Genomic DNA, 23,632 nt, shown 5'->3' on the forward strand with positions numbered 1-23,632 from the left:
TTGTTTGATATGCTTTTACTTGATGCAGCTCGAGCACGGGCTGTACCCTGCCGCAATGGCCTCCTCGTAGCTGGAGAAGAGGATCTGGTTCTTCTCCGCAGGGAGGTTGGCACAGCTGGGCAGGTGGAACTTTTTGCTGTTCACGTTGCCGATATACCCCTGCTGCGCGGTGGACGCTGCCGCCGGGTCGGTGGGGTTAAGCTCGGCATCGGTGGCCGTTTTCTCGGTGCGGATGGTATAGTTCTGTCCATCGGAACCGATCACGATGGCCCCCAGCAGGTCGGTGCGGTAAACATCCACGCCCGCATCCCGCAGGATGCTCAGGGTCTCCTCGTGGGGGTGGCCGTACTTGTTGTTCACACCACAGGAGATGATGCCCATCTCGGGCAGGACGGCGTTCAGGAAGATGTAGCTCGTACTGGTGCCGGAACCGTGGTGGCCCACCTGCAGAACATCTGCCTTCAGGTTGGCACCGCTGTTCACAAGGTCGCGCTCCGCATCCGATTCCATATCGCCGGTGAGCAGAAAGCTGGTGGAGCCGTAATCCACCCGCAGAACGATGGAGGTATCGTTGGTATTATCATACTGCGCCACAGGGCCCAGCATGGTCACAGTGGCACTGCCCAGCGGCCAGACTGTGCCCGCAGCGGGCACTTCCACCTGCAGGCCCTGCTGCTGGGTGTACTTGACGAAGTCCTGAAAGCACTTGGTGGAGGCTTCCGTCACGGGGCTGTACACATGGTCTGCCGGGAAATAGGCCAGCGCAGCGGACAGGCCGCCCACATGATCCTCGTGGGCGTGGGAGCAGAACACATACTGCAGCTCCTCCACACCGAGATTCTGCAGGTAGGAGACGACATAGCTGCCATCGTCCACGTTGCCGCCGTCGTAGAGCATATACTGGCCGTCACATTCCACCAGCACGCTCAGGGCCTGCCCCACATCCAGGAAGTGCATCTCAAAATTGGCGGTCTGGCCGTCTCCGGCAGGCTGGGCAGTGCTGACCGCAGGGGTGCTGCTGCCCGGCACCACCGCCGAGGCATCACAGGCGGCAAGGCCAAGGGCCAGCGCCGCCGCAAGAGCCAGAGCGGCAATGCGCCGCCAGAGGCTTACTTTTTCTTTTTTGAAGTTTTCCACACTGTATTCTCTTTCTGTTGATCGTTCTTCGGCTTACGGGGTGCCGTACCGTTGGGCGCAAAGCGTGCGCCGGGGCTGGGCTGGCGGCCGCCTGCGGTGCGGGCCGGGGCGGTTCCGCGGCTCTGATTCCTGCCTCCCCTGCCCTTGTTGGGGCGGACAGTATAGGTGCCGTCGTTGTGGATGGTCACCTCGGCAGGCTCGGCCCGGCGGGCAGAGCGCTGGACCGCGCGGCGGCCCTCGGCGGGCACCAGCAGCGGGATCAGGTCCTCCCTGTGGGTCATTTTCAGCGCCTTGATGACCTTTTCGGCATTGCGGGGCTCGTAATACTGGAGCAGGGCGCGCTGGAGCGCTTTTCCCTCCGCAGTCTTTTCCACGAACACAGGCTTGAGGGTGTAGGGGTCAAGGCCGGTGTAGAACATACAGGTGCTCACCGTGCCGGGGGTGGGATAGAAATCCTGCACCTGCTCGGGGCGCATGTGGTTTTTGTAGAGATACTCGGCCAGATAGACGGCATCGCTCAGGGTGCTGCCCGGATGGCTGGACATCAGGTAGGGCACGAGGTACTGCTTTTTGCCCGCCTTCCTGCTCAGCTCATAGAACTTATCCTTGAACTTGTTGAAGGTCTGGATGGGCGGCTTGCCCATGTAGGCCAGTGTATTGGGGGCGCAGTGCTCCGGGGCCACCTTCAGCTGGCCGGAAACGTGGTATTCCACCAGCTCCTTGAAGAAGGTGTCGTCCGGGTCAGCCATCAGGTAATCGAACCGGATGCCGCTGCGGATGAACACCTTTTTCACGCCGGGCAGTTCCCGGACACGGCGCAGGATCTTGAGGTAATCGCTGTGGTCCACGATCATGTGGGAGCAGGTGGTGGGGGCCAGGCAGTGCTTGCCGCCATTGCACATGCCCCGCAGCATCTGTTCCCGGCAGGACGGGAACCGGAAGTTGGCGGTGGGGCCGCCGATATCGTGGATGTAGCCCTTGAAATCAGGCTCGTGGGTCATCCGCTCGGCCTCGGCCACAATGCTGTCGGCACTGCGGCTGGTAACCCGGCGGCCCTGATGCAGCTGGATGGCGCAGAAGTTGCAGCCGCCGAAGCAGCCGCGGTTCTGGATGATGGAGAACTGCACCTCCCGGATGGCAGGCACGCCGCCCATGCTCTCATAGATGGGGTGGTAGCGGCGGGTGTAGGGCAGCGCATACACCTTGTCCAGCTCCCAGCGCACCAGCGGCTTTGCCGGGATGTTCTGCACAAGATACTTTTCACTCTGCTTCTGGACAATGATCTGGCCGCTGACCACATCCTGATTGTCCATCTGGATGCGGCAGGCTTTGGCGTAGGCCACCTTATCGGAGGCCACTTTCCGGAAACCGGCGCACTCCACATACTTTTCAGGCAGGTGGTCGAAGTCGGTCAGGTAGCAGGTGCCGTCCACATCGGTGATGGACTCCACCGGCTCCCCTGCCGCCAGCCGCCGGGCGATCTCCACGGTCTGGTGCTCGCCCATGCCAAAGCTGATGAGATCGGCTCCGGAGTCCTCCGCAATGCTGGGCAGAACGGTGTCCAGCCAGTAATCGTAGTGGGCAAACCGGCGCAGAGAAGCCTCCAGACCGCCCAGGATCACAGGCAGGTCGGGGTAGGCCTCCTTGGCCAGCCTGGTGTAAACGGTGGCGCTGCGGTCAGGCCGCGCGCCGCCGATGCCGCCGGGAGAGTATTCGTCCTCGGCACGCGGAATTTTTGCCACGGAGTAGTGGCTCACCATGCTGTCCACGTTGCCGCCGCCGATGAAAAAGCCGTACTTCGGCCTGCCGAACCGCTTGAAGTCCTCGCAGTCGGAATAACGGGGCTGGGCCAGCACGCCGACCTTATAGCCCTCGGCCTCCAGCAGGCGGCTGATGATGGCGGTGCCAAAGCTGGGGTGGTCAACGTAGGCATCGCCGCCCACCACCACAAAGTCCAGCTGATCCCAGCCCCGGGCTTCCATGTCCGCCCGGCTGATAGGAAGAAATTCGGTGTAGATTGGGGAAGAGTTGTCCATAGTGTTCCTCACTGGTTAAACCTCTCTGCCTGCTCCCCTGACAGGGAGCCAAGAGAAGTGTTGCTTGTGTTCTTATTCCTCCGGCTGATTCATCTGCATTTCCAGCCACTGCTGGCGGCTGATGAGAACAGCGCGGGGCTTGGCACCCTCATAGGGGCCGATGATGCCCTTCTGCTCCATCTCATCCATGATGCGGGCGGCGCGGGCATAACCCAGCTTACAGCGGCGCTGCAGCAGGCTGGTGGATGCCTGCCCGGCATCGATGACCACCTCAACGGCCTGCTTGAGCATCGGGTCGCTGCCGGTCTCCTCATCCGCATCTGCAGAGGATGCGCCCTTCTTGCCATCCTGAATGGCGTGCTTTTCCATGGCTTCGATCATGGCCTCGTCGTACTGGACGGTGGCGCTCTGCTTGATGAAGTCCAGCACGCGGCTGATCTCTTCATCCCGCACAAAGGTGCCCTGGATACGCACCGGCTTAGGCGCGCCCACAGGCATAAAGAGCATATCGCCCTGGCCCAGCAGCTTCTCGGCACCGGCACCATCCAGAATGGTGCGGCTGTCCACCTGGCTGGACACGGCAAAGGCAATGCGGCTGGGGATGTTGGCCTTGATCAGGCCAGTGATGACATCCACGCTGGGGCGCTGGGTGGCAACGATGAGGTGCATTCCGGCGGCGCGGGCCTTCTGGGCAATGCGGCAGATGGAATCCTCCACGTCCTTGCCCACGACCATCATCAGATCGGCCAGCTCGTCGATGATGATGGCGATATAGGGCATCTTTTCCAGCATGGGGTCGGTGGCCGCCAGCTTGTTGAAGGATTTGATGTCACGGACATTGTTTTCCGCAAACAGGTGGTAGCGGCGCTCCATCTCCTGCACCGCGCTGCTCAGAGCACCCGCTGCCTTTTTCGGCTCGGTGATGACAGGCATCAGCAGGTGGGGGATGCCATTGTATTCAGCCAGCTCCACCACCTTGGGGTCGATGAGCATGAGCTTCACGTCCTCAGGGCTGGAGCGGAACAGGATGCTGATGATGATGCTGTTCACACAGACAGATTTACCGCTGCCGGTGCTGCCCGCGATGAGCAGATGGGGCATCTTGCACAGGTCGGCCACCTGGGCCACACCGGCGATATCCTTGCCCAGCGCCACACCCAAGGGCGAAGTCATCCGCAGGAAGGCCTGGCTTTCAAAGACACTGCGGATAAAAACGGGGGTCTTTTTGTGGTTGGGCACCTCGATGCCCACGGCAGGCTTGCCGGGGATGGGTGCTTCCATGCGGACATCGGCCACAGCAAGGTTCAGGGCAATATCATCGGCCAGCGAGGTGATGCGGCTGATCTTCACGCCCGCCATGGGCTGGACCTCGTACCGGGTAACGGAGGGTCCCCGCGAGATATCCAGCACCCGGGTGCGCACGCCGAAGCTTTCCAGCGTGTCCACCAGCTTCTGAGCGTTGGCCTTCAGCTCGTCCTGGGCACCGGGGTCACCCTCCTCGGCAGACTTTTCAAACAGCTCGATGCTGGGGTACTGATACTGGAAGGTCTCCACCACCTCCGGCTCCTCGGCCGGGGCGGTGGCGGCAGCCTGCTCGCCTGCGGCGGGTTTTTCCATGGCGGCCGCCACCAGCGTGTTCAGGTCCTTTTCCTCTACCGGTTCGCTGGTAATGCTGATCCAGCCGTCCTCGTCCGGCTCACTGCGCATGGCCACCGCGTTTTCCGCGCTGACCCGCACCGGCACCACCGGTTCATCCGTGGTGGGCAGGGTGGGGGTCTGGAACACCGGCATCTCAGGCTGCACGGGCTCTGCCGGTGCAGCCGCAGGGGCTTCCGGGGCCGCAGGCGGCACGGTGGGGTTCACCACCGGGGCCGGAGCAGGCGATCCGGCGGGCACGAAGAAATCCTCGGCGGCAGTCTCCACGGCATCCGGCACCACCGGTTTGACGATGGCCCGGGGCGGGGCCTTTTGGAGCGGGTCCTGCCCAAAGGTGCCGCCCGGCCCGATGATGATGGGCTCAATGGGCTCACTTCCGCCCTCGGAAACAGAGGTATCCGGCCCAAGGTCGATATCAAACGCCGCACGAGGATGGTTGGAGGTCACCTTGACCGGCTCAAAGGCTGGGGCAGGCCGGGCGGGAGCCGGTTCCGGCTCCACCGGCGCAGGCGGCTCGTAGCCCAGAGAATCATCCACGGGGTCGGGTTCCGCTTCGCCTTCCATCTCCTTGGTCACCTTGTGGCCCCAGCTGAACACGCCGGACAGCCACCCGGGCACCGGAATGCCGCCGGGCACGTCTTCCTCATCAAAATTATCATCGTAATCGTCCGCAGGCTCCTCGGCGCGGTCATCCTCTTCCGCCTGCCGGGCTGCAAGGCGCTCAGCACGGCGGGCGGCGTTCTGTTCATAGACCGCCACGCCTTTTTCATGCACACCGCCGCCCACATTGCAGAGCCACTGCCAGCACTCGGCAGGGGTGATATCAAAAATATACAGGCTGGCGCACAGGGCCAGCACCGCCATGACCAGATTGGCCGCAGGCCGCCCGCAGAGCAGGAGCAGGTTGCCGCCCAGCAGGGTACCCAGCACGCCGCCGCCCAGCCAGGCGTTCGCGCCGTTCTGGTAGCAGGCAGCGATCATCTGGGCAGCGGTCAGATCGGCGGGGATATCCGAAAACACGATGACCGTGCCGCTGGCAAAGATCAGCCCCAGCAGCAGCTTGAACACCTGCATCAGCAGGTCCTGCCCCCGGGTGTAGAGGATGGCCAGATAGCACACCGCCGCGCCCAGCACAAAGCTGCCGCAGCCGAACAGCCCGAATAGGATCTGGTGGGCGCTCTTCCAGACGGAGTCCCCCTCCACGAACGCCAGCACGATGAGCAGCAGCCCCACAAACAGGGTGCCCAGCCCCGCCGGCATCCGCTCCTCGGCCCGGCTTTTTCTGCGTGCAGACGCGCGCTTTGCAGTTGTTTTTCGCTTTCGTTTTGCCATTTTCTGTTCTGACCCCTGTCCTTTGTTCCCATAGTATTCGATTCTTTCATTATACCACGGGTTGGGTCAAGTGGCAATTACAGAATGCAGACCGGTTTGAACCTTGAATGCCGCGTGCGGCATCCATTCCGCACAGATAAGGCAGCAAACAAAAATGCAGTACCTTCCATGCGAAAAAGCTGCACGCTGTTTTTATCTGCTATGAACTCTGCCAGAAATCTCGTCAGGCTGTTGCGGATATAGAAAATGCAATGAAGATCATCATAGCAGAACAGGCATCCTGCCCGATACCGCCAAGCGGTATCGCAGGATGCCTGTTCTGCTTTCTGTTTCCCGGAATTCCCGCGTATTGAACAGCGCTTTTTAATGCTGGATCTGTCCGCCTGCCCGGGTCGCTTTTTTCATCCGTAAATCTGTGAAGGGTGCCAATGCTTCGATCAGTGCGTGATCGTGATTCTGCACCAGACGGCTTTGGGGGCCGAAAAGCATGGTCTGTTCCACATCCTCCGTACTGGCAGCCCAGCCCGGCGCACCGGTACGGGCAAACTGCATCACAGCGCCAAAAATTTCCGCTTCCAGCTGCTTTGCTCCCTCAAAGGCACACACTGGCACAAGCTCTGTGTTGTGGAACACAAATGGGATATCCGCACAGTGCCACGGGGTACTTTTCCCCATCAGAGGGAAGTCCTGATCAAACAGATAACTATACACCTTTCCGCCCGCCTTGGCACGCTCCCGGACATATTTGATCGTGGGGGCGCGGAAGCTGGTATCTGCCAGCAGCAGGTCTTCCTCCGGGCGGTGCGGGTAGGCAGTGCGGAACTGCTCCCGCAGGGTCTCTGCGGCAGACAGGCCCACTGCTTCCTCCGGGCCGACTCCTTTCAGTCCATCAAAGAAACCGTAGAACTCCGAATAAACCGTACCAATCAGCACCGGAACGTCTGCAGTCTCGGGCCGAAACCCACTGCCGTTTTGGAGCGGATCTCCAAGATAGAAGCGGTTCGGGTGGGGACTTTGGCCCACGTTCGCGCCTTTTGCTTTCAGAGCCGGGCTGACGTTCCGGTAAGCCTGCGCCAGCTGGTGGTAGGGCACAGTTTCCAGCTGCTGTGCTGTCTGCACGCCAAGCTCCTGCATCAGCGCCTGCACACAGTCCCTGCCGCTGCCGACACTGTCGTTCAGCAAGCCTTCCAGCACACCACTCATTATCATCGCCCTGTGGTACAGGCCATCTGCTGCCGGGGTCTGCAGCAGCGTTGTCACTTTGGCACCGCCGCCGGACTGGCCGAATACCGTTACGCAGCCGGGATCGCCGCCAAACGCTGCAATATTGTCCCGCACCCACTGCAGTGCCAGGATGATATCATCCCCACCCGCATTGCCGGAGTTTGCGTACTCCTCCCCAAAATCGGAGAGATCCAAGTAGCCCAGGATGTTCAGCCGGTGGTTCAGTGACACCACCACGCAGTCCCCTTCCCGCGCCATGTTTCCGCCCTCGTAGGCCACCTGCTCAATGGACGAGCCGGCAAAAAATCCGCCGCCATGGAGCCAGACCATCACCGGCCGCTTTTGGGCATCGCAGGCCGGGGTCCAGATGTTCAGGTTCAGGCAGTCCTCATCCTGCACCCAGTAGCGGTGGGGCACACGCAGTTCGCCGCTGGGCTTGTCGATGCTCAGCAGCGGGCAGACGCAGCCGTAACTGGAAGCGTCCAGCGGCTCTGCCCAAGGCTGGGGCGGCTGGGGTGCATGGAAGCGCACCGCCCGCCCATACGGGATGCCTTTGAAGCTGCTGATCTCCCGGAAGCGATATCCCCGCACCGGACCGTAATTTGTCTGAACCACCGGAAAATCCGGCGCACAGCAAAATGCCTTTTCCATAAATGACCTCCTTCTTTCAAAAAGACAGACCCCCGGTACTGCAAACATGGCACCCGGAGGTCTGTTTTTGTTATCCTAAATCTTCGCCGTTGGTGGCAATGACCTTCTGATACCAGTAGAAGCTGTCCTTCTTTTCGCGGCTCAGATCACCCGTGCCGTCGTCAAACTTGTTGACGTAGATGAAGCCGTAGCGCTTTGCCATCTCACCGGTGGAGGCACTCACCAGATCGATGCAGCCCCAGGGGGTGTAACCCATCAGGTCTACGCCGTCCTTTACAGCCTCAGCCATCTGCTCGATGTGTGCACGCAGGTAGTCGATACGGTAGCTGTCGTGGATCTTTCCGTCGGCATCCTTCTTGTCGTAAGCGCCCAGGCCATTTTCCACCACCATCAGGGGAATGCGGTAGCGGTCGTAGATCTCGTTGAGGGTGTAGCGCAGACCAACGGGATCGATCTGCCAGCCCCAGTCGGAGGCTTTCAGGTAAGGATTTTTCTTACCAGCAATGATGTTGCCGCCCACATCATCGGCATCCTTGTGGGTGGTGATGCAGTTGGACATATAGTAGCTGAAGGTGTAGAAATCGACAGTACCGGCCTTCAGGATGGCAGCATCCTCCGGCTCCTGCCGGATGGTGATGTTATTCTCGGCAAAATAACGTTTCATGTAGGAAGGATACTCGCCGCGGACATGCATATCAGAGCAGAACCAGTTGCTGATCTGCATGGCCTTCTGGTTGGCGATCTCGTCGGCCGGGTCGCAGGTCAGTGCGTAGCTGGTGATAAAGCAAATCATGCAGCCCATCTTGAACTGAGGGTAGTGGTCGTGGGCATACCGGACAGCCTCTGCACTGGCCACAAACTGGTGATGCAGCGCCTGAAAGCGCTCCTGCTTGTTGTCCGGCACCTTGTCGGTAGGGCCTTCAAATCCCCGGATGGTGCCTGTTTCCAGGATCGCGCCCATGGGCATGGTGCCGCAGTTGATCTCATTGAAGGTCAGCCAGTACTTGACCTTATCCTTGTACCGCTCAAAAATGGCCTTGCAGTAGTTCATATAGAACTCGATGAGTTCCCGGCTGACCCAGCCGTTGTACTTTTCCACCAGCGCATAGGGCAGCTCGTAGTGGCTGATGGTGACCAACGGCTCGATGCCGTGCTTCTTGCAGCAGTCAAAGACCTTGTCATAGAATTCAAGGCCCTTCTCGTTTGGCTCGGTCTCCATGCCGGTGGGGAAAATGCGGGTCCAGTTGATGGAGGTGCGGAAGGTCTTGAAGCCCATCTCGGCGAAGAGAGCAATGTCCTCCTCGTAGTGGTGGTAGAAGTCGATGGCCTCATGGCTGGGATACAGCCGGTCGGAGCGGACAGCAGTTGTCACCCATTTCGGACTGGTGTGAGAGCCATTGGTGCACAGGTCAGGGACACTGGGGCCTTTGCCATCCACGTCCCATGCGCCCTCGAACTGGTTGGCTGCACAGGCACCGCCCCACAGGAAATCATCACGGAAAACGCTCATGGTCTTTCTCCTCTCTGTTTCTTACTGGTTTATTTCAGGCGGGGTTCTGTTCAAAGAACAGCTTCAGGGCACCGATCATGTTGGCATCGTTGCCATAGCGGCAGCGCACCAGCTCCGGCTTGACCGCCGGCATGACTGTGCAGCGCTCAAACAGCCAATCCAACTCGGCCTGAATCGCAGGCAGCAGAGCCTCCGCTGCGCTGATACCGCCGCCGATGTCACCGAGCTGGCAGACCGGCTGCACATTCCGGTTGTGAACACCATGATGGCCAAGGGCATCATCCCCATGGACGACAAATACAGCCTGTGGACCATCGGCATCCCCCAGAAAGACTATGTGAACCAGCTGTTCGACCGGGCCGACCTGGTCATTGCCATCGGCTACGACATCGTGGAATGTGCCCCCGCCAAGTGGGGCGCACGGCCGGATATGACCATCCTGCACATCGACAATGCCCCGGCAGATGTCAACAAGCGGTATCAGCCCGCTGTGGAAGTGGTGGGCGATATCTCAGAGAGCATCTACGAGATCCTGCGCTGCGCCCACCGGGACAGCGAACCGGAATTCGCACTCCGGCTGCGCGAGACCATGGTGGCCGAGCACGCCGCCATGGCAGACGATGACAGCTGCCCCATGAAGCCTGCCCGCATCCTTGCCGATGTGCGCAAGGTCATGGGCCGGGAAGATATCCTTGTGAGCGATGTGGGTGCCCACAAAATGTGGATTGCACGCCACTACGACTGCTACACCCCCAACACCTGTCTGATCTCCAACGGCTTTGCCAGCATGGGCTTTTCCATTCCGGGTGCCTTTGCGGCCAAGCTGCTGAACCCGGACAAAAAAGTGCTGGCCGTCTGCGGTGACGGCGGTTTTATGATGAACAGTCAGGAGCTGGAGACCGCCGTGCGCGAGAAGGTGCCCTTCGTCACCCTGATCTGGGAGGACTCCAGCTACGGCCTCATCAAATGGAAGGAGCAGGAGCAGTTCGGCGGCGAGCACTGCTACGTAGACTTCACGAACCCCGACTTCAAGCTGTTGGCCGAGGCCATGCACTGCAAGGGCTACCGGGTGGAAAAGGCAGCCGATCTCATCCCCACCCTCGAGGAAGCCTTCCGGCAGACGGTACCCAGCGTCATTGTGGTGCCGGTGGATTACAGCGAAAACATGAAGCTTTCCGCCCATCTGAAAGAGGTGTATCAGCAGAGCGGTGATTGCGTATTCATCTTGAAATTCCCATGAGCCGCCCAAACGTGATACCGACTTTCCGTCAACGCCGCTGCGCAAACGCAAATTTACCTATCGTCGGCAGAACAGGCTCATCATACAGTTGAAGTCAAAAGGGGCTGTTGCACAAGGGTAGAAACCAGTGCAGCATCCTCTTTGGTCTTTATAAATTATCCATTCTGCTTTTGGATGGAGAACGAGAACGTCATGCCCTTCTCCACCGCAAAGCAGGCATCCGCATGGGGCTTTGCGCCCCAGCTGTTGTCGCCGCCCACGCCGCGCTGGAAGGCAGCGCAGCGCACGATGGTCTTATTGTCATCGCGGGGCAGTTCGTAGAGATGGCGGGCATTTTCCAGCTCATGGGGCGTGTAGGGCAGGGCCGAGAAGGTCATTCCGTTCCCTGCAAAGCAGATGCCCGGGATGCTGCCGGTGACAGTTGCACTGTACACGCCGGTGCGGCTGCCGCAATCCTGCGGGTAGACTGGGCTGTTCTGGGCAAAGTCCTGCCGGACGTTGTAGTTCCAAGCGCCCATTTTGCCGCCTGCAGTGCGGTCGGCGGTGGTCTCCCGGGGGCCAAGACCCTGATAGGAGACCTCGGTCAGCTCCCGGCGCAGCGGGAAGAGCAACCCGAACTCCGGTACTTCTGCCCTTTCGCCCTGCCATGTCATCGTAATGTCGCAGCGGCCTGCGCCGTCGATGGCAAAATCAATGGGCAGCGTCTGCCCATCCGGCAGGGTGTAGTTTGCGCGGACGGTGACGAAGCCACCCTTTGTTTCAGCAGTCAGATTATCGCAGCGGGCATACAGTCCGGCGGTTTTCCAGAAAGCAAATGCAAAAGGTTCTGCGCAGCCCTCGTCGTTGTTGGTGGGGGCCCGCCAGAAGTTGGGGCGCACGGTATCGTCCAGCAGCTGCACGCCGTTATAGCGGATGGACACAAGCCCCTTGCCGCGGCCGAAAATATACTCGAAGCCTTTGCCCTTTACGCCGATGTTGCAGTCCATTTCCACCAATTCCGGCGCGGCAGCGGTGAGCCGTGCTTCGGCGTATTTGTACCATATCTGCCCAAAAGCAGCTTCATAGCCCGCCGGGATGCCGGGCAGCGCAGCCCGCTGCACAGCGGCAACAGTCATGCAGGAAAGCCCTGCTTCCGGCAGAGCGAACGGGAACGCGATGTGCACCGTCTCACCCGGCTTGCAGTCTGCCCGCAGCACCGCACGGCGTTCCGGTTTGCCGTTGACCGAGGACGCAAACACAAGATCGTAGGCGTTCAGGTCGGTAAAGAGGTTCCGGTTTTCCACCACGGCTTCGGTATCGGTGAGGGTAATTTTCAGGGGCGCGTAGGCCGCCTTGACTGCGTCCATTTTGGGGGTGTTGCGGCGGTCGGGCAGTACCAGACCGTCCACGCAGAATTCCCGGTCGGTGGGACGGTCGCCAAAGTCGCCGCCGTAGGCAAAGCCGGGCTTGCCATCCGGGTCAGTCACCGCGATGCCGTGGTCCATGTACTCCCAGATAAACCCGCCCTGATACAGCGGCTCTTCGTAGGCATACTCGGTATAATCGGTGATGCCGCCGCAGCTGTTGCCCATGGCGTGGCTGTACTCACACATGATAAAGGGCTTTTCCGGGTGCTCTGCCAGAAACTTTTTGATGTCTGCCACCGGGGTATACATCTGGCTTTCCATATCAGAGGTGGCGGGGTATTCCCGGTTCCAGAAAATGCCCTCGTAGTGCACAAGGCGGCTGGGGTCGGTGTGGCGGAAGTATTCGCTCATCTCCCACAGGGTCTTGCCGCCGTAGCTTTCGTTGCCGCAAGACCAGATCAGGATAGCAGGGTGATTTTTGTCCCGCTCCAGCATGGCTTCGGCGCGGGCAAGCACATTCTCCCGCCACTCCGGGCGGGCACCGGGCAGGGTCCACTCGTCCGAGCCGTCTGCCCCCAGTTTCTGCCATGTACCATGCGTTTCAAGGTTCGTTTCCCCGATGACATACAGGCCGTATTCATCGCAGAGCTGCAGAAAATACGGGTCGTCCGGGTAGTGGCTGGTGCGCACGGCGTTCACGTTGTGGGCTTTCAGGTTCTTTACGTCCCACAGCATCTCTTCCCGGCTAACGGTGCGGCCGGTGCGGCAACTCCATTCGTGGCGGTTGACGCCCTTGAACACGATACGCTGACCGTTCAAAAGCATCTGGCGGTCTTTCAGTTCAAACTTACGCAGACCGACTTTCAGGCCGGTACGCTCCACGAGAGTACCCTCATCCAGCAGGGCAATTTCCGCCTCGTACAGGTTCGGCTGCTCGGCGCTCCACAGAGCGGGATGCTCCACCGTAAAGGTGAAGGAGACATCCTGCACGTCCTCTTCCACGTCCGGGTCAGCCTCGCCCTTGCCGAACACCACGCCGCTGTCGTACTCGGCAGGCTCGCCCACCTCAGCAGACTGCTGCTGCCCGTCAAACACCACCGAGATGGTGCCCGCGCCGCTGACCCTGCAATCAAAGGTGACAGTAGCGCTGGAAAAGTCCGGGGCAAACTCCTGCTTCACAAAGGCATCTTCCAGATGCAGTTCAGGCTTCGTAAACAGCTCCACCGAGCGGAATAAGCCGCTCATGCGCCAGAAATCCTGATCTTCCAGCCAGCTGCCGGAGGAAAAGCGGTACACCTGCACGGTCAGGGTATTTTCGCCGGGATGGACAGCGGCGGTCATATCAAATTCCGCCGGGGTAAAGGTATCCTCGGTGTAGCCGATGTAAACGCCGTTGCACCAGACGGCGGCGGCACTGTCGGCACCGTTCAGGCGCAGGTAGCAGCTTGCCCAGTTTTCCGGCAGGGTAAAATTGCGCTGATACTCCCCGATGGGGTTATAGTCCTGCGGAATCTCGCCGGGGTGCAGCTTTTCGTGGCCGTCCCACGGGTACTGGGTGTTGACATAATGGGGCGTGCCATAGGGATGGCCGGGCTTTTGCAGGCTCTGCATCTGGATGAAGCCGGGCACAGTCAGGGTATCCCAATCCGTAAAGGGTGCAGTCAGGTTCTCCGCATAGCGGAAAGCCCATTTGCCGTCCAAGCTGACAGTCAAGGGCATTTCCGGGCTTGTCTGGTCCGCAAAATGGGCATGGAAAGGCAGGCGGTTCTGCTGAAAAATTTCTGGGTCGGCCAGAAGGGCCGGGGTAATGGGATCGTTCAAAGGCATAAATGTCACCTCGCAGCATTTTCTGCTCTCATTATAGCACAGGATATCATAATCCCGCGTGAAAACGCGGGGTTTGCAGAACGGCCCCATAGGGGCCATAATACCAGCCGCGCCTAAAGGCGCACAATGAGCGACGTCAACCGCACACTGACGTCGCTTTTACTTTCTCATACTATCTGTAGGCACTTCTGGCGAATCGTCGTCATCGAAGTCAGCTACATTCTTGAATGGATCTTCGTATTCCTTGAAGCTCAACTGGTCGCACATCTGATCGTTGAACTCTTGTTCCTGAATGTATTTGCGGATCTTGGTTTCATTTCCACCTACTGTATTTACGTAATATCCTTTCGCCCAGAACACTCTCCTTCCGTATTTGTATTTTAGGTTTGCAATTCCAGCTCGTATGTGATAAACTTTTCTCGTCCATATGGATGAACCTCCTTTTGCTTTAGTATGCGGTTGGCGTTACCCGCTTCTAATTATAGCAAAAGGAGGTTCTTTTTCTACCGTTTCAACGCTACGGCTCTATTCTTCCACAAGCATAGCTTGTGGTTTTCTATATGAAGAAAACAGCCTAAAATCTTACGATTCTAAGCTACTTTTCAATGCCGGTGGTGGGGGTCGAACCCACACGTGTTATTAGCACAAGGGATTTTGAGTTTTTATCCGCATCTTCCATCTGGTGTCATCCAGTGATATCTAGTGATATCTGGTTCCCACTGTGCAAAGGCAAAATTCACGCCTCAACGAATAATAATTTGAAATATCCACGATTTTTCGATGCGTTTTTCCTCTACTCTGTTTTTTCGGTTTGGACCGCCCAAATGGAAATTGGAGGGATGTTCAGGAGGGATGCAGGGCAAAACGCTCCTCTGCTTAGGCACAAAACGAAAGGAAAGTCAAGGATAATGAATCAAAATCAAGCAAAAGAGTATTATGAAAAATTATTTGTGAACTATCCTGATGTGCTGTCTGTCGAAGAAGCAACAACTTTACTCGGTTTCAAAAGCCAGACTGCCATCATCAGAAGAATCCATCAACATAGAATTCGCTGCCTGAAAGTCGGACGATCTTTCATGATTCCGAAAGAATATCTCATCGACTATCTTTTGGATAGCTAAATTATACAGCCATTATATTACATAGCGCACCACTTTTCAATAAGAAAAGAGTGCGCTTTTTATTTTCAAACGAAAGGCGGTCGATTTTTTGAACACAAGCTGGAGCAAAACGTTGAAAAAGCCACATGACCCTTGACTACTTTTACGGACAAGCCGGAGAGCCGTTCTCCTTCTACCGCATTCCAAAGGCTCTTTTTCAGGAGCCACGGTTCCAGAGCCTGTCAACCGATGCCAAGACCCTGTACGGTATCCTGCTGGACCGCATGAGCCTGTCCGTGAAAAACGGCTGGCTGGACGAGCAGAACCGGGTGTTCATTATCTTCACGATAGAGGATGTCAAGAGGGCGTTGTGTTGCGCAGACAACAAAGCGACCAAGCTGCTCCGGGAACTCGAAAAGTTTGGTCTGATTGAACGAAAACGCAGAGGTCTGGGAAAGCCAAGTTTGGTGTATGTGAAGAACTTTTCAGCAGAATCGTCAAAATCAATATTCCAGAATCGTGATTTTCACGATTCTGGAGGCTTCAAAAACGCAAGTCAAGACCCTTCAAAATCACGATGTAATAAGACTAAAGAGAATGATACTGAAATGAGTGAGACTGATTCATTCTATTCTGAAGAAGCGGATGGGATGAGCAAACGCACCCAACTGGAAGAATATTTTTCTCAGTCTTTGGAGATAGACCTTCTGCTCCGGCTCTGCCCGGACGATGAGGACACCATCTACCAAATCGTAGATTTGCTGGTGGACACCTGCGCCACCAACCGCAAGCTGCTGCGCATTGCCGGGGACGATAAGCCCGCCGAGGTGGTACGCAGTCGCTTTATGAAGCTGAACGCTGACCATATCCGCTTTGTGCTGAAGTGCCTTGCAGAAAACAGCAGCCCGATCCGAAACATGAAACAATACCTGCTCGCTTCTCTGTATAACGCACCCACCACGATGCAGCTTTCCTACCAGAACCAAACCAACCACGACTTAGCGATGCGGAGGTGATGAGAATTTCAAAGAAAGCAGCCACGATTGCCATCGTCAACCAGAAAGGCGGCACCGGCAAGACCACCACCTGTGAAAATTTGGGCGTTGGACTTGCAGCCGAAGGCAAAAAAGTTCTGCTGGTAGATGCTGACCCACAGGGCAGCTTGACCATCAGCATGGGCTGGCAGCAGCCCGATGAACTGCCCACTACCCTTTCCACCCTGATGGCAAAAGCCATGAATGACCAGAGCATTCCGCCCGGTGAAGGCATCCTGCACCATGCAGAGGGCGTTGACCTGATTCCAGCAAACATCGAACTTGCAGGGCTGGAAGTTTCCCTTGTCAACTGCATGAACCGGGAAAAGATGCTCAAACAGGTGTTGGAGGGTGCAAAGCACGACTACGATTTCATTCTGCTGGATTGCACCCCTTCCCTTGGGATGCTGACCGTCAATGCACTGGCAGCAGCAGACACCACCTTGATTCCCGTGCAGGCGCAGTATCTGTCTGCAAAGGGTCTGGAACAGCTTTTGCAGACTGTGCAGAAAGTCCGGCGGCAGATCAACCCCAAGCTGAAAATCGAGGGCATCCTGCTGACCATGACCGACAGCCGCACCAACTATGGACAGCAGATCGACAATCTGATCCGGGGTGCTTACGGCAGCAAGATCAAAGTGTTCGACCAGACCATTCCCCGGTCTGTCCGCGCTGCGGAGATCAGTGCCGTGGGTAAGAGCATTTTCCAGCACGATCCCAGAGGCAAGGTGGCAGAAGCCTATAAATCTCTGACAAGGGAGGTGATGGCGAATGCCGAAAAACAGCTTAAACGTGTCGCTGAAAGGGGCAGATGACATTTTCTCCACGGAAGAATCCCGACAGGAGCAACAACGGGAACAGGTTCAGCAGATTCCCATCGGAGAGCTGTTCCCTTTCAAGAATCATCCCTTTAAGGTTTTGGATGATGAGTCCATGCAGCGCACAGTGGAAAGTGTAGAACAGTACGGTGTACTATCTCCTCTGATCGCCCGCCCACGCCCGGAAGGTGGCTATGAGATCATCTCTGGGCACCGCCGTCAGCACGCTGCACAGCTTGCCGGACTGGATGCGCTGCCGGTCATTGTCCGCAACATGGATGATGATGCCGCCGTTTTGCTCATGGTGGACAGCAATCTCCAACGTGAAAACATCTTGCCCAGTGAAAGAGCTTTCGCCTACAAAATGAAGCTGGAAGCGATAAAAAATCAAGGTGCTAGGTCGGATTTATCTTCTGGACAAATTGTCCAGAAGTCGAAGCTGTCCATTGAACGAGTTGCGGAAGATGCTGGCGAGGGATATAAAACCGTCCAACGGTTTATCCGCCTGACCAACCTCGTCCCCGAACTGCTGGACATGGTGGATGAAAAGAAAATTGCCTTCAATCCCGCTGTGGAGTTGTCCTATTTGGACGAAGCCCAACAGCGGGATTTTTTAGAAGCCATGAACGACACCCAGAATGCTCCATCCCTTTCCCAAGCACAGCGGCTCAAAAAGCTGGCGCAGGAAGGTCACTTCTCGTATGACGTTGCCTTTGCGGTCATGGGAGAAGAGAAAAAGGACGAGCTGGACAAAGTGGTCATCAAAAACGACACCCTGCGGAAATATTTTCCTCGCAGCTATACACCCAAACAGATGGAGGACACCATCATCAAGCTGCTGGATCAGTGGCAACGCAAACAGCAGCGGCAGAACGAACGCTGACTTATACCGTAACGAAAGACCCGATGAGGTCTTTTTCTTTTGCAATCAAAAGGAGAAAAGCCTATGAAAAACAACGCTACCCGTACCATCCGCTCCGAAGAGATCACCATTGATGTGCGTATCTGCGCTGCGCTGGCGACAAATCGGGGCGGTGAGGTCTACCTCGCAGCCATTGCCCCGGATATGGAGCTGACCGTCATCACGCTGGACGAGGCTCCCGACATCCTGCCCTGCTTTGAGGAGGACGATGCCTGCCTGAACCTTCCCAACACTTCGCTGCTGCTCTGCTACAACCCGGCGCAGGTGCTGAAGATGGGCGGCAAGCACTACCTGACCGGCCCGGTGATTCTGGTCCGCACCAACATGGACGGCGAGGTCATCTCGCTGACCATTGATGAGGTCTACCTGTTCCAGAAGTATCTGGCAAGCCACAGCATCACCCTGATGGCAGATGACCAGAAGCTGCCCTGCATCTGCATCGACTGAGGTGTGTCATGCTGAACTTTTTTATCGGATTCGCATTTTTCGAAGCGGGTGCTATTTTCGGATTCTTCGTGGCGGCTCTGATGCAGGCGGCACGGAGCGGTGAGATCGGACTGAACGGAAAGGAGGATTCGCATGGCTGAAAACACCCTGTCGGTGCTGAAAATTGCACCGGGACAGTATCCGCAGCAGGTCGAGATTGACAACAACCTGAAAGCCTTGCAGCAGGCGGTGGGCGGTTCCATCGGCGCAAGCTACCCTTTTGAAGATCCAGTTGCCATCGTTTACAACGATGACGGCAAGCTCATGGGACTGCCCTTGAACCGTGCCCTTCGGGATGAAAACGGAGAAATGTATGATGCCGTTGCCGGGACTTTTCTCGTGGTGGGGCTGGGTGAGGAGGATTTTGCTTCCCTGACCCCGGAGATGGCGCGGAAGTACGAGCAGCTTTTCCATCAGCCGGAAGCCTTTCTGAAACTGGGCAACCGTCTGCTGGTGCTGCCGGTGCCTGATGAACCTCCGGCAGAAAAGCCCCGCACCAAGCCTCCGGCAGAGCATGACCGCTAAAAGCATCCTACTGCACGGGAGGTGATGGCAGTGCAGGAAGAAATCGAACAGAAGTCATTCAACATTATGATCTCCACCACAAAGCTGTCTGCCCGGACCGTCCTGCGGGCAGTAAAGGCGGCGTTTCGGCTGTACCAGTCCAAGGCATCTCAAGGCAAACAAAGTGTCCGCACCCTGTTGCGGCAAAACCATGGTGTGTCCAGCGTGGAGATTAGCAAGACCGGCATCCGCGGGCTGGAACGTTATGCTAAAAAGTACGGCATCGACTACGCCATCCGCAAGGACACCTCCGAGGTGCCGCCCCGGTATCTGGTCTTTTTCAAAGCCCCGGACGCAGAAGCCTTCCATTCGGCTTTCAAGGAATATTCGGCATCCCTGCTCAACAAGGACAAACGCCCCTCTGTGCTGGCAAAACTGCATGAGCTGGTGCAGGCAGTGGCAGAACTCCCCGGCAAAGTCCGGCACAAGGAACAGGAGCGTGGACTGTGACCACGAAAAAGCTGACAAAGCTGCTGGCGCTGTATCTGCCCTATATTTTGCTGGGACTGGCGACAACGAACTTCGGCGAAGCGTGGCGGCTTGCGGAGGGCAAAGAACTGGGCGATAAGATCATGTCCATGATGGGCACTATCCCGCTGGCATTTGCGAACCCGCTGCCCAGCTTGCATCCGCTGGATCTGCTGGTGGGCTTGTGCTGCGGCGCAGGGCTGCGGCTGGCGGTCTATCTGCGTGGTAAAAACGCCAAGAAGTACCGCCACGGCATGGAGTATGGCTCTGCCCGGTGGGGCACCCCCAAGGACATTGAGCCGTTCATGGCTCCGAAGTTTGAGGACAATATCATTCTGACCAAAACAGAGCGCCTGATGATGTCCAACCGTCCGCCTGACCCCAAGAATGCCCGGAACAAAAATGTGCTGGTGGTGGGCGGCTCCGGCAGCGGCAAGACCCGGTTTTGGCTGAAACCGAACCTGCTTCAATGCCACAGTTCCTATGTAGTCACCGATCCCAAAAGTACGATCTTGCTAGAATGTGGAAACGTAATGTTGAAGAACGGCTACAAGGTCAAGATCCTGAACACCATAAACTTCAAAAAGTCGATGCACTACAACCCCTTTGCCTATGTCCACAGCGAGAAGGACATTCTGAAACTGGTCACGACCCTGATGACCAACACCAAGGGAGAAGGTAGCGGCGGGGACCCTTTCTGGGAAAAAAGTGAACGTCTTTTGCTGACTGCGCTTATCGCCTATCTGCATTATGAAGCCCCGGTGGAGGAGCAAAACTTCGCAACCTTGCTGGAAATGCTGAACACCATGCAGGTGCTGGAGGACGATGAGGAATACCAAAATCCGGTGGATCTGCTGTTTGAGGAACTGGCAAAAAAGAAGCCCAACAGCTTTGCCGGGCGGCAGTACAAACTTTACAAACTGGCTGCCGGAAAGACCGCAAAATCCATCCTCATTTCCTGCGGTGCCAGATTAGCCCCCTTCGACATCCAAGAACTGCGTGATCTCACCATGTACGATGAGCTGCAACTGGACACGCTGGGCGATAAGAAGACGGCGTTGTTCCTCATCATGTCGGACACGGATTCAACCTTTAACTTCCTCATCAGCATGGTTTACACCCAGCTTTTCAATTTACTGTGCGATAAAGCAGATGATGTGTACGGCGGCAAGCTGCCCATCCATGTGCGGTGCCTTATCGACGAGTGCGCCAACATCGGGCAGATTCCCAATCTGGAAAAGCTGGTGGCGACCATTCGCAGCCGTGAAATCTCTGCCTGCCTTGTTTTACAGGCAAGAAGCCAGTTGAAAGCCATCTACAAGGACAATGCGGACACCATCGTGGGCAACATGGATTCTCAAATTTTTCTGGGCGGCTCCGAACCTACCACCCTGAAAGACCTGTCCGAAATGCTGGGCAAAGAAACGATTGATGCCTTCAACACCTCGGACACCCGTGGCAACAGCCCCAGTTACGGCACTACGTTCCAGAAGATGGGGCATGAATTATTGAGCCGGGACGAGCTGGCGGTGCTGGACGGCGGCAAGTGCATTTTGCAGTTGCGTGGTGTGCGCCCTTTTCTCTCGGACAAATACGACCTGACCCAGCACCCCAACTACAAGCTGACCTCGGACTACGACCCCAAAAACACCTTTGATATTGAAAAATATCTGAACCGAAAAGAAAAAATCAATCCCAATGATGAATTTGTTGTGATTGACGCTGATTCGCTCCCGTCTGCCTGACCCGGTAGGCGGTTTTATTTTACTCGGACCAGAGAGGTACACCAGCAAATCCACTTCTGCCGCAGTTCGTGGCTCAAAAATGTACGATTTCAGGTGTGTACGGACGGTCTACAATTTTTTCAAAATAAAGGAGAAACGACTATGGAATTCTTTAACTCTGCTATCGAAGTCCTCCAGACTCTGGTTGTCGCTCTGGGTGCCGGTCTCGGCGTTTGGGGTGCCATCAACCTGCTGGAAGGTTACGGTAACGACAACCCCGGCTCCAAGTCTCAGGGCATGAAGCAGCTCATGGCTGGTGGCGGTGTCGCTCTGGTGGGCATTACCCTCATTCCTCTGCTGTCTGGTCTGTTCGGCTAAGAGCCGCAGGCGGGTTTTCCCGCCTGTACATAATCAATCTGCCAATTTATATGCCCAGTAGCGACCATTTCGTACTTTGACGAGCTTTCCTTCTTTTGTCAAGGTGTTCAGAACTCGACTTGCAGTGGCAGGAGAAACATCGAGAAGATTCTGTACATCGACGTTCTGGATAATATGATTCATGCGGAGAAAAGCTGCAATTTTCGCCCAACGCACTTCTTCCTTACTCTGTGCTACAGGCTGTTCGTTGATTGCTTCGGTCAAAGCCTCTTTGATGATTCCCAGCATGAACTCGATAAAAACAGTTCCTTCACCTTGTGTATTAGACTGATTGATTGCTGCGTAATACTCGGCCTGATGGTCGTGAATGATGGATTCGATTGGAAGCCATGCAAACAAGGGGTTCCACTTTGACAGCAGAAGTGTGTGCCAGAGCCGCCCAATACGACCGTTGCCATCCGCAAATGGATGGATCACCTCAAATTCATAATGGAAAACGCAGCTCTTGATTAGAAGAGGAAATGGACTGTTTTCTGTCCACTGAATCAGTTCCTCCATCAAAGAGGGAACGTACTGCGGCAATGTTCCAAAATGCAGGACATTGCCCTTGTTGTCCACAACGCCAACCGGTCCGGAGCGAAACTCTCCCGCTTCACGCACAAGTCCCTGCATCATCGTCCGGTGTGCAAGCAGGAGGTCATCCATCGAATATGGATTCAATTCTGCGAGATGGTCGTAGATTTCGTAGGCATTTTTTACTTCTGCAATGTCTTTTGGAGGGGCAAGCACACGTTTTCCAGACAGAACAGCCGTCACCTGCTCCAAAGAGAGTGTGTTCTGCTCGATAGCCAGAGAAGAATAAATCGTTCGGATGCGATTCTGGCGGCGCAGAATCGGACTTGTGGAAAGATTCTGGGTGGAACTGATTTTGCCTACCAGTTCGCTGATTTCCATAACCTCTGAAAGAGCTGCTTCTGTGATTTCAAATGGCGGTTTCTTGTTTCGCACGGTGTATACCTCCCATATCATTTCTTTTATCATATCATTTCATCTATCATTCATCAATCAAAATTTTGAAAAAATGATAGATGAAATGAGACCATTGTTCCATACGGCGGCTTGAGCAGCAGCGGAAAGCCCTCTGCGGTTTGCAGTTTTATTGAATGTCCGTGCCCCAAGCCGTGTTTTTATCCACCCATCAATGAAAGGCGGTGCTTTATGCAGTTTTTGACCCACATTATTTTTCTCCTGAATCTTCTCAAGACTCTTATCAACCACTTCAGCTAAGGACGGTGACTGAATGGAAACCGTTCTCAAAGCCATTGCCGACTGGATCAAAGGCATCCTGACGGCAGGCATTATGTCAAACCTTTCTGGTCTGTTCGACGATGTGAACACGCAGGTGGGCAATATCGCCCAGCAGGTGGGCACCAAGCCCTCCAGTTTTGAGCCGCGCGTTTTCGCAATGATTGAGGCGTTGTCCCGGAACGTAGTGTTACCCATCGCAGGCATCATTCTGACCTTCATCGCCTGTTATGAGTTGATCGAAATGATCACCCAGCACAACAACATGGCGCAGTTTGAGCCTGCACTCATCATGCGCTGGATCTTCAAAACAGCGGTGTCCGTCTGGTTCATCTCCAATACCTTCGATATTGTGATGGCAGTGTTCGACATCACCCAGAAGGTGGTGTCCGATTCCAGCGGCATCATTGCCGGAAATACCCGTGTCAACGACATTGGCTTGTCGATGTTGGAAGCCAGCCTGATGCAGATGGATGTAGGACCCCTGTTCGGGCTTTTCCTGCAAAGTTTCTTCATCGGCATCACCATGCGGATCTTGAGCATCATCATTTTTGTGATCGTGTACGGGCGCATGATTGAGATCTACTGCATGGTGAGCCTTGCACCCATCCCCATGGCGACTTTCGGCAACCACGAGCAGAGCCACATGGGGCAGAACTATCTGAAATGCCTGTTTGCGCTGGGTTTTCAGGGCTTCTTGATTTTGATTTGTGTTGCCATTTACGCAGTGCTGATCCAGTCGGTAGCGATTTCCGGGGATGCAATCAATTCCATCTGGAGCATTGTCGGCTACACCGTTCTGCTCTGTTTCAGCCTGTTCAAGACTAGCTCAGTCACGAAAAGTGTACTGGGCGCACATTAAAAAGGAGGTGTG

At 56.3% G+C, this 23,632-nt stretch carries 21 protein-coding genes and 1 pseudogene; 12 read left to right on the top strand and 10 right to left on the bottom strand.

The genetic code is table 11. The features are described 5' to 3' along the window. Nucleotides 1-15 precede the first annotated feature (15 nt). The 6 genes from MTP40_RS11000 to MTP40_RS11025 all read right to left on the bottom strand — a co-directional run bounded on the left by MTP40_RS11000 (nucleotide 16) and on the right by MTP40_RS11025 (nucleotide 9,790). On the bottom strand, nucleotides 16-1,137 hold the full coding sequence (locus MTP40_RS11000; protein WP_249259375.1) for an MBL fold metallo-hydrolase: 1,122 nt from the start codon (nucleotides 1,135-1,137) through the stop codon (nucleotides 16-18). Next, nucleotides 1,110-3,173 (bottom strand): YgiQ family radical SAM protein, encoded by a 2,064-nt coding sequence (locus MTP40_RS11005; RefSeq protein WP_249259376.1) that lies wholly within the window; start codon nucleotides 3,171-3,173, stop codon nucleotides 1,110-1,112. Before MTP40_RS11005 ends, MTP40_RS11000 begins: the two co-directional genes overlap by 28 nt. A gap of 72 nt (nucleotides 3,174-3,245) precedes the next feature. Next, a complete protein-coding gene (locus tag MTP40_RS11010) occupies nucleotides 3,246-6,161 on the bottom strand; it encodes a DNA translocase FtsK (protein WP_249259377.1) in 2,916 nt (971 codons plus the stop codon). 363 nt (nucleotides 6,162-6,524) lie between these two features. Continuing rightward, nucleotides 6,525-8,036 carry a carboxylesterase/lipase family protein gene (locus MTP40_RS11015; protein ID WP_249259378.1) on the bottom strand — a complete coding sequence of 504 codons (1,512 nt, stop codon included), beginning with the start codon at nucleotides 8,034-8,036 and terminating at the stop codon, nucleotides 6,525-6,527. A gap of 70 nt (nucleotides 8,037-8,106) precedes the next feature. Continuing rightward, nucleotides 8,107-9,546 (bottom strand): glycoside hydrolase family 1 protein, encoded by a 1,440-nt coding sequence (locus tag MTP40_RS11020; RefSeq protein ID WP_249259379.1) that lies wholly within the window; start codon nucleotides 9,544-9,546, stop codon nucleotides 8,107-8,109. Nucleotides 9,547-9,580: 34 nt separating this feature from the next. Continuing rightward, nucleotides 9,581-9,790 carry a hypothetical protein gene (locus tag MTP40_RS11025; RefSeq protein ID WP_249260105.1) on the bottom strand — a complete coding sequence of 70 codons (210 nt, stop codon included), beginning with the start codon at nucleotides 9,788-9,790 and terminating at the stop codon, nucleotides 9,581-9,583. On the opposite strand from MTP40_RS11025, the pseudogene MTP40_RS11030 reads away from it, so the two are divergent. Beyond that, nucleotides 9,755-10,786: pseudogene (locus MTP40_RS11030) on the top strand (thiamine pyrophosphate-dependent enzyme); the annotation flags it as partial. The gene MTP40_RS11025 and the pseudogene MTP40_RS11030 overlap by 36 nt on opposite strands. 155 nt (nucleotides 10,787-10,941) lie before the next feature. On the opposite strand, the gene MTP40_RS11035 reads toward MTP40_RS11030, so the two are convergent. Together MTP40_RS11035 and MTP40_RS11040 are read right to left on the bottom strand one after the other, a co-directional pair. Further along, on the bottom strand, nucleotides 10,942-13,959 hold the full coding sequence (locus MTP40_RS11035; RefSeq protein WP_249259380.1) for a glycoside hydrolase family 2 TIM barrel-domain containing protein: 3,018 nt from the start codon (nucleotides 13,957-13,959) through the stop codon (nucleotides 10,942-10,944). A 159-nt stretch (nucleotides 13,960-14,118) separates the two neighbouring features. Next, the gene (locus MTP40_RS11040) at nucleotides 14,119-14,388 is read right to left on the bottom strand and encodes a transposase (protein WP_256469199.1); all 270 of its coding nucleotides are present in this window, start codon (nucleotides 14,386-14,388) and stop codon (nucleotides 14,119-14,121) included. 263 nt (nucleotides 14,389-14,651) lie between these two features. On the opposite strand from MTP40_RS11040, the gene MTP40_RS11045 reads away from it, so the two are divergent. From MTP40_RS11045 to MTP40_RS11085, 10 genes are all read left to right on the top strand, one after another. Next, a complete protein-coding gene (locus MTP40_RS11045) occupies nucleotides 14,652-15,080 on the top strand; it encodes a helix-turn-helix domain-containing protein (RefSeq protein WP_207697597.1) in 429 nt (142 codons plus the stop codon). 125 nt (nucleotides 15,081-15,205) lie between these two features. Then, nucleotides 15,206-16,075, top strand: coding sequence for a DUF6017 domain-containing protein (locus MTP40_RS11050; RefSeq protein WP_249259381.1), 870 nt, complete (start codon nucleotides 15,206-15,208; stop codon nucleotides 16,073-16,075). Further along, nucleotides 16,075-16,908: a ParA family protein gene (locus MTP40_RS11055; protein WP_249259382.1), complete on the top strand. Its 834-nt coding sequence runs from the start codon at nucleotides 16,075-16,077 to the stop codon at nucleotides 16,906-16,908. The genes MTP40_RS11050 and MTP40_RS11055 overlap by 1 nt, the downstream gene beginning before the upstream one ends. Further along, nucleotides 16,865-17,794, top strand: coding sequence for a ParB/RepB/Spo0J family partition protein (locus tag MTP40_RS11060; protein WP_097784779.1), 930 nt, complete (start codon nucleotides 16,865-16,867; stop codon nucleotides 17,792-17,794). Before MTP40_RS11055 ends, MTP40_RS11060 begins: the two co-directional genes overlap by 44 nt. A 63-nt stretch (nucleotides 17,795-17,857) precedes the next feature. After that, complete coding sequence (locus tag MTP40_RS11065; RefSeq protein WP_097776413.1) at nucleotides 17,858-18,280, top strand: hypothetical protein; 423 nt, start codon at nucleotides 17,858-17,860, stop codon at nucleotides 18,278-18,280. Between the two features lie 8 nt (nucleotides 18,281-18,288). Next, nucleotides 18,289-18,420 (top strand): hypothetical protein, encoded by a 132-nt coding sequence (locus tag MTP40_RS14440; protein WP_256469140.1) that lies wholly within the window; start codon nucleotides 18,289-18,291, stop codon nucleotides 18,418-18,420. Continuing rightward, the gene (locus tag MTP40_RS11070) at nucleotides 18,407-18,844 is read left to right on the top strand and encodes a DUF3846 domain-containing protein (RefSeq protein WP_097776414.1); all 438 of its coding nucleotides are present in this window, start codon (nucleotides 18,407-18,409) and stop codon (nucleotides 18,842-18,844) included. Before MTP40_RS14440 ends, MTP40_RS11070 begins: the two co-directional genes overlap by 14 nt. Nucleotides 18,845-18,868: 24 nt before the next feature. Continuing rightward, nucleotides 18,869-19,333 (top strand): PcfB family protein, encoded by a 465-nt coding sequence (locus MTP40_RS11075; protein WP_097776415.1) that lies wholly within the window; start codon nucleotides 18,869-18,871, stop codon nucleotides 19,331-19,333. Next, a complete protein-coding gene (locus MTP40_RS11080; RefSeq protein ID WP_117528260.1) occupies nucleotides 19,330-21,096 on the top strand; it encodes a VirD4-like conjugal transfer protein, CD1115 family in 1,767 nt (588 codons plus the stop codon). The genes MTP40_RS11075 and MTP40_RS11080 overlap by 4 nt, the downstream gene beginning before the upstream one ends. Before the next feature lie 141 nt (nucleotides 21,097-21,237). After that, a complete protein-coding gene (locus MTP40_RS11085; RefSeq protein WP_055186938.1) occupies nucleotides 21,238-21,453 on the top strand; it encodes a Maff2 family mobile element protein in 216 nt (71 codons plus the stop codon). 33 nt (nucleotides 21,454-21,486) lie between these two features. Here MTP40_RS11085 and MTP40_RS11090 read toward each other — a convergent pair whose 3' ends face one another. Both MTP40_RS11090 and MTP40_RS11095 read right to left on the bottom strand, forming a co-directional pair. After that, nucleotides 21,487-22,461 (bottom strand): Fic family protein, encoded by a 975-nt coding sequence (locus MTP40_RS11090; RefSeq protein ID WP_242959245.1) that lies wholly within the window; start codon nucleotides 22,459-22,461, stop codon nucleotides 21,487-21,489. Nucleotides 22,462-22,518: 57 nt separating this feature from the next. Next, the gene (locus MTP40_RS11095) at nucleotides 22,519-22,689 is read right to left on the bottom strand and encodes a hypothetical protein (RefSeq protein WP_179860563.1); all 171 of its coding nucleotides are present in this window, start codon (nucleotides 22,687-22,689) and stop codon (nucleotides 22,519-22,521) included. A 64-nt stretch (nucleotides 22,690-22,753) separates the two neighbouring features. On the opposite strand from MTP40_RS11095, the gene MTP40_RS11100 reads away from it, so the two are divergent. Beyond that, entirely contained in the window at nucleotides 22,754-23,620 is an 867-nt protein-coding gene (locus MTP40_RS11100; RefSeq protein WP_097777511.1) for a VirB6/TrbL-like conjugal transfer protein, CD1112 family, read from the top strand. Nucleotides 23,621-23,632 lie beyond the last annotated feature (12 nt).

Origin of the sequence: Faecalibacterium sp. IP-3-29 (assembly GCF_023347335.1) — a bacterium.
Taxonomy (GTDB): Bacteria; Bacillota; Clostridia; order Oscillospirales; family Ruminococcaceae; genus Faecalibacterium; species Faecalibacterium duncaniae.

Bases quoted from the DNA above. Each gene is read 5' to 3' on its own strand.
- MTP40_RS11005 (WP_249259376.1), bottom strand. From the start codon at position 3,173: ATGGACAACTCTTCCCCAATCTACACCGAATTTCTTCCTATCAGCCGG.
- MTP40_RS11010 (WP_249259377.1), bottom strand. From the start codon at position 6,161: ATGGCAAAACGAAAGCGAAAAACAACTGCAAAGCGCGCGTCTGCACGC.
- MTP40_RS11015 (WP_249259378.1), bottom strand. From the start codon at position 8,036: ATGGAAAAGGCATTTTGCTGTGCGCCGGATTTTCCGGTGGTTCAGACA.
- MTP40_RS11020 (WP_249259379.1), bottom strand. From the start codon at position 9,546: ATGAGCGTTTTCCGTGATGATTTCCTGTGGGGCGGTGCCTGTGCAGCC.
- MTP40_RS11035 (WP_249259380.1), bottom strand. From the start codon at position 13,959: ATGCCTTTGAACGATCCCATTACCCCGGCCCTTCTGGCCGACCCAGAA.
- MTP40_RS11050 (WP_249259381.1), top strand. From the start codon at position 15,206: ATGACCCTTGACTACTTTTACGGACAAGCCGGAGAGCCGTTCTCCTTC.
- MTP40_RS11055 (WP_249259382.1), top strand. From the start codon at position 16,075: ATGAGAATTTCAAAGAAAGCAGCCACGATTGCCATCGTCAACCAGAAA.
- MTP40_RS11060 (WP_097784779.1), top strand. From the start codon at position 16,865: ATGCCGAAAAACAGCTTAAACGTGTCGCTGAAAGGGGCAGATGACATT.
- MTP40_RS11065 (WP_097776413.1), top strand. From the start codon at position 17,858: ATGAAAAACAACGCTACCCGTACCATCCGCTCCGAAGAGATCACCATT.
- MTP40_RS14440 (WP_256469140.1), top strand. From the start codon at position 18,289: ATGCTGAACTTTTTTATCGGATTCGCATTTTTCGAAGCGGGTGCTATT.
- MTP40_RS11075 (WP_097776415.1), top strand. From the start codon at position 18,869: ATGGCAGTGCAGGAAGAAATCGAACAGAAGTCATTCAACATTATGATC.
- MTP40_RS11085 (WP_055186938.1), top strand. From the start codon at position 21,238: ATGGAATTCTTTAACTCTGCTATCGAAGTCCTCCAGACTCTGGTTGTC.
- MTP40_RS11100 (WP_097777511.1), top strand. From the start codon at position 22,754: ATGGAAACCGTTCTCAAAGCCATTGCCGACTGGATCAAAGGCATCCTG.